The 5075-nt window shown below is 31.5% G+C and carries 5 protein-coding genes; all 5 read left to right on the forward strand.

Features of this window, described 5'->3' with window-relative positions; genetic code table 11:
- Positions 1-239 precede the first annotated feature (239 nt).
- A complete protein-coding gene (locus tag HDT10_RS04320; RefSeq protein ID WP_290880384.1) occupies positions 240-545 on the forward strand; it encodes a hypothetical protein in 306 nt (101 codons plus the stop codon).
- A gap of 252 nt (positions 546-797) precedes the next feature.
- Positions 798-3407, forward strand: a complete 2610-nt coding sequence (locus tag HDT10_RS04330; protein ID WP_290880389.1) for an AAA family ATPase — start codon at positions 798-800, stop codon at positions 3405-3407.
- A gap of 2 nt (positions 3408-3409) precedes the next feature.
- Positions 3410-3535 carry a RagB/SusD family nutrient uptake outer membrane protein gene (locus HDT10_RS04335; RefSeq protein ID WP_147290073.1) on the forward strand — a complete coding sequence of 42 codons (126 nt, stop codon included), beginning with the start codon at positions 3410-3412 and terminating at the stop codon, positions 3533-3535.
- 2 nt (positions 3536-3537) lie between these two features.
- A complete protein-coding gene (locus tag HDT10_RS04340) occupies positions 3538-4197 on the forward strand; it encodes a type IV secretion system protein (RefSeq protein ID WP_290880394.1) in 660 nt (219 codons plus the stop codon).
- Positions 4197-5075 (forward strand): TrbG/VirB9 family P-type conjugative transfer protein (locus HDT10_RS04345; protein WP_290880395.1); only part of this gene is annotated, 879 nt, incomplete at its 3' end. The genes HDT10_RS04340 and HDT10_RS04345, both read left to right, overlap by 1 nt.

A 5075-nucleotide genomic window follows, 5' to 3' on the forward strand; every position in this document is an offset into this window, starting at 1 on the left:
ATTTAAAAAATTTTTACATTATAACTTTTTTCGGCATATTTTTTAAGATGAAACATAGGATTTTGCAAAGTTTCATCAAAAAAACAATCTGAAAAAATATCAAATTTTTTGTAGTTTTTAAAATTATAAAACTGCCTATTTTAAAGAGTTTTCTCTTACTTTATAGCCGAAAAAAGTTATAATGGACATTCTTTCCCTTTCCCATTACACTTCCATAAATTTATTTCAAAAGGATTTTTATGAAAAGATTTTTTCAAAAAATTTGGTTGGCTTTTTTGTTGGCTCCTGCATTTTTGTTTGGCGCAAAAGGTGGCAATGTTATGAGTAATCTTGTAGATGGTTTTAACGACCAAGTAACAGAAGCAGGAAGTGGAATAGCAAGTGGGATTAATACTTTTGCAACCGTTATGGGTGTGCTTTGGATAATCATTATGCTTTTAATGGCATTCTTTAATGTTGAAGCAATTAAAAATCACGCTAAAAGTTTAATTGGTGCGTTAATCATCATCGGTATTGTTTATGGATTAAGTGCGGCGGCAATGTAATGATTAAGACAAGCTGCTTTCAAGATTTAACAAGAAAAACTAAAATCAAAGGGTTAACTACGACTTCGTGGTTAATCTTAATTGTTATTGGTTTTGCTTGTTGGTTTATTTTTTTACTCTATTCTCTTGTCATTGTTGCTTTATTGTATGGAGTTTTATTTTTACTTGAATATTTTGATGAGGATATTTATCAAATTTTAGAATTGAATTTGAAAATTTCCCATAAAAAATATTATGCTTAAAGGTTTTTTAATGGCTGGAATTATTGAAGTGCTAAGAAACTTAAAATCAAAAAAACAAGAAAAATCTATTGAAAATAATCAAAATATTTTTAAAAATTTGAATCTAAATCAAATCAATAAAGTTGCAGATGAAATTTTAACATTAAAAGAGCCTGAAGTTTTTACTCTTGCAAAAGAAAATAATCTTGCGTGTAAATATCAAGATATTTTTCTCCTAACAAGAGATAATAATCTAAGCATTGGTATTGAATTAAAAGGTGCAAGTTATTCTGCTCTAAGTTTAGAGGACGAATTAAGCTTTTTAGATTCCAGAATTGGCTTTTTGCAAAAATTAAGTAGTGAAATTGAATTAAAAATTATCATAAAAAAAGAAAAATTTGAGGAAAACACACAAGAACCTTTAAAAAGTTCCAATATTTTCGTGAATGAAATTACTGAAAAATGGAATTTCAATCCAAACATTTACAAAATCAAATATTTTCTAATGTTTTCTACTTTAGAGAAAAAAATTACAGGGGCTTTAGAATCCTTTAAACAAAAAGCAACCACAGAGGATAGCAATCAAGACACAAACTTTGCTACTAAAATCAATCTTTTAAACGAGGTAATTTTAGAATGTAAAAGCAAACTTGCTACTTTTGAACCGAGAGTTATGCAAAATGATGAAATTTTAAACTTCTATGCCTCTTATTGCAATGGCAATCCAACAAATCTAAGTTATACGCACGAGCTTTTAAGTGATTGCTATCTCACAAGCGACATAGAGTTCAAAAAGGATTATTTTATTTATTATAGAAATAATGGAATTCCTTTATATGCAAGATTCTTAAGCATTAAAGCCTATGAGACAGAAGCTATTAAAAGCTTAATTACAAGCAACACATTAAAAGATGAAAACGAATTTATGGCTTTTATTTCTATTATTCCATTTTCCAAAGAAAAAGCCAAGAAAAAGATAAAAGATACAAGAGCCTTTTTGCCTCAAATTGCAAGAGAGGAATTGGACGAACTTTTAGAACTTGTAGAAGCCGATAGAGAAAATCTTATGCAAGTTTCTTACTCTATGCTATTAAATGATACTTCCTTAGAGAATTTAGAAAGCAAAAGCAATCTTTTTAAAGGATTATTGGAATCTCAAGGATTAAGCATTGTCCGAGAAACCCTTAATCAAAAGGCACTCTTTTTTAGCTTTTTTCCAAGCCGAAGCAATCTTAATGCAAGGTTGAAGCCTTTAAAAATCTCTAATGTTGCTACGATTGCAACCTTTGAAAATGAAGTGAGCGGATTTAATAAAAACGATTGGGGTAATAGTGCAGTTACGCATTTTAAACATTTAAATGGCACACCCTATTTGTTTAATTTTCATTGGACACCTAGCGGGGATAAGCCTAGCGGACACACTATGATTATTGGAGGAACAGGCGCAGGAAAGACGACACTAGCGCAGTTTTTAATGTGTAATCTCTTTAAATACAACATTGATATTTTTTCAATGGATAAATTGCGAGGAATGTATGCTTTTACGCAATACACAGCAGGAGAATATCACGATTCAGCGGAGGAATTTAAATTTAATCCATTCTCTTTGCCCTACACGCAAGATAATAAGGAATTTCTAATTTCTTGGCTGTGTGCTATGGCGCAAATCCCTGATAAGGATTATGTTGCAGTAAATGTAGTGCAAACTACTTTGCAAAGATTTTTTGATAATAAGCAAGAGGGACAAATCATTACGCTAAGTGATTTTGTAAAATCCATTCCACCTAAAGAGATTCAAGCGCAATTTCAGCCCTATTTAAAAAGCATTTTTGATAATCAAGAAGATGCTTTAAATTTTAATAGACGGCTTTCTATTTTAAATATGGACGGGATTTTAAACAATAAAAAACTAGCCTCTTTAAGCGCGATTTATCTCTTTCATAAACTCAAAAACCAAGCCAAAAACAATATAGAGAAAAAAGGATTCTTTTGCTTCATTGATGAGCTAAAGGATTATTTAAACGACCCTGTAATGAGTGAAAAAATCCTAGAAGCGATTTTGGAAGTGCGAAAAATCGGAGGAGTAATGTGTTTTGGATTCCAAAGTTTATCTTTATTTAATAATCTAAGTAATGGTAATGCTTTCTTGGATAATATCGCAAATTACATTGTATTCCCTACAAATTCAGAATCCGCCATAGAGGAAATGCAAGAGAAAATAGGATTGCAAGACCACGAGGCACATTTCTTAAAAACCACTCCACAAAATGCTAGGCAAGTGCTTTTAAAAATGCCTTTGCGAAATGAAAGTGCAATTTTAAATGTGGATTTATCCAAGCTAAATAATCATTTAAAAGTATTCTCTAGCAGCTCTAATAATGTGAATTTGATTAAAAAACTTAAAAAAGAACACCCTAATGAATGGCGCAAATATTATCTAACTAGCGAAGAAGCAGACAAGGAAGAACCAAACACACAAACACTAGAAAAAATGCAAGAGGATTTAAGATTGCAATATGAAAGACAACAAGAGCTTGAGCTTGCCCAAAAGGCAAGAGAGGAAGCCTTAAAAGAACACAAAGAGAAAGAGGAAGTTACGCAACAACTAGATTTAGAATCTCAAATCCAAGAGGAGGAATAACAATGAAAAAAATCATCATTTTTTTAGTCTGTGGAATTTTAGCCTTAAGCTTTAGTGCTTGTGGCTCTAAAAATATAGAAACCACTAGCCCTTGTGCTTGTTATGAAATAGTAAAAATGGAGAGTTAAAAATGCTTTTTAAAGAGAAAAAAACAGACCCAAATTATCTCTTTTTGCTAGAGAGAAACCTAAAAGCCTATATGCTTTATATAATCCTTATTTTAGCCTTGATTTCTACTCTTTTAGCCTTAGCATTAGTGTTTTTAATGCCACTCAAAGAAACCAAACCCTATTTGGTATTTTTTTCTAATGGAGAAAGTAATTTTGTCAAAGTTACAGAGGCAAATTATCCCATTAGGAGCGATGAATCTTTGATGAAAAATATCCTTAGCGGTTATGTGCTAAATCGCGAGACTATTAATCGCATAAACGATGAGGAAAGATATGAAATTACAAGAATCCAAAGTGATTTAAATGTTTGGAAAGCCTTTCAAAGTCTTGTAACACAAAAAAATTCCATTTACACAACAAAGAATCTTTACCGCAACATTAGAATCTTAAATGTTACGCTTTTATCAAAAAATGTAGCAACCATTGACTTTGCCATAGAGCAAACCAATAAAACACGAACAGAAACGCAATTTTTTAATTATCGTGCTTCTTTGGAATTTGATTTTGCACCAAAGGTAGATACTTACAACACAACGATTAAGAATCCCACAGGATTTATTGTGAAAAATTATGCCCTCACAGCCATTGATTTAAAATCCAACTTAGCAAAGGAACAATAATGAAAAAGAAACTTTTAGCCTTAAGCTTAATTTCTTGCGTGCTCAATGCGGAGGAATCTATCTTAAACAATGTAGAATCCACGATTAATAGCGCAAACGCAGGCGAAAGTGTTTTGGCAACAAAAGACCAAACCACCAAAAACTATGCGGATTCTCATCTAAGAATTAGACAGACAGAATCGCAATATTATAATGATAATTACCAAACCGCACAAAACTACCAAGAATTAAGCGAGGAACAACTAAACTTATTAAAAGCCTCTTTACGAGCGCAGAATCTTAATGCCTTACAACAAAGCTTTTTCAAGAAAAAATATAGTGGATTTGAAAACACAAGAGAAATTGAATTTGAAAACAACAAAACACAAAAAATCCGCACCCGCTTTGCAATGGCAACAACATTAATTTTTGAAAATGAAATTGAAAGTTATATTTTAGGAGATAGCACAGGCTTTAAGATTGATGAAATTCCAAATATTGCCAATGCCATTGCCATTAAACCTCTCTTAATCGGTGTTGATACGAGTTTAACGATTTTTACAAAAGACAAAAGAATCCACAATTTCTATCTCTTTTCCACTGATTACAGAAACAGAAGTAATCCCGATTTAATCGTGTATATCCAAGATGAAGTCGCAAAAGCGCAAAAGGCAGAAAAACAAGCGGAGCTAGAGAGGGATTATCTCATATTAGAGGAGGGAATTGCTAAGGTTAAAGTTAGAAAAGAGGACATTCAAAGAAACTTTAGACAAAAAGCTCTAAAGAAAAATGAATGGCTACTAGCAGAGGAAATCTTTAGTGATAAAAAATTTACCTACTTTAAATATTCCAAAGATAAAATGCCTCAAGTGCCAAGCATTTTTGCAGTGATTGACAAA

Origin of the sequence: Helicobacter sp. (genome assembly GCF_014799995.1) — a bacterium.
Classification (GTDB): Bacteria; Campylobacterota; Campylobacteria; order Campylobacterales; family Helicobacteraceae; genus Helicobacter_D.

Excerpts from the sequence above, each read along its gene's own strand:
- HDT10_RS04320 (WP_290880384.1), top strand. The coding sequence starts at position 240 with ATGAAAAGATTTTTTCAAAAAATTTGGTTGGCTTTTTTGTTGGCTCCT.
- HDT10_RS04330 (WP_290880389.1), top strand. The coding sequence starts at position 798 with ATGGCTGGAATTATTGAAGTGCTAAGAAACTTAAAATCAAAAAAACAA.
- HDT10_RS04335 (WP_147290073.1), top strand. The coding sequence starts at position 3,410 with ATGAAAAAAATCATCATTTTTTTAGTCTGTGGAATTTTAGCCTTAAGC.
- HDT10_RS04340 (WP_290880394.1), top strand. The coding sequence starts at position 3,538 with ATGCTTTTTAAAGAGAAAAAAACAGACCCAAATTATCTCTTTTTGCTA.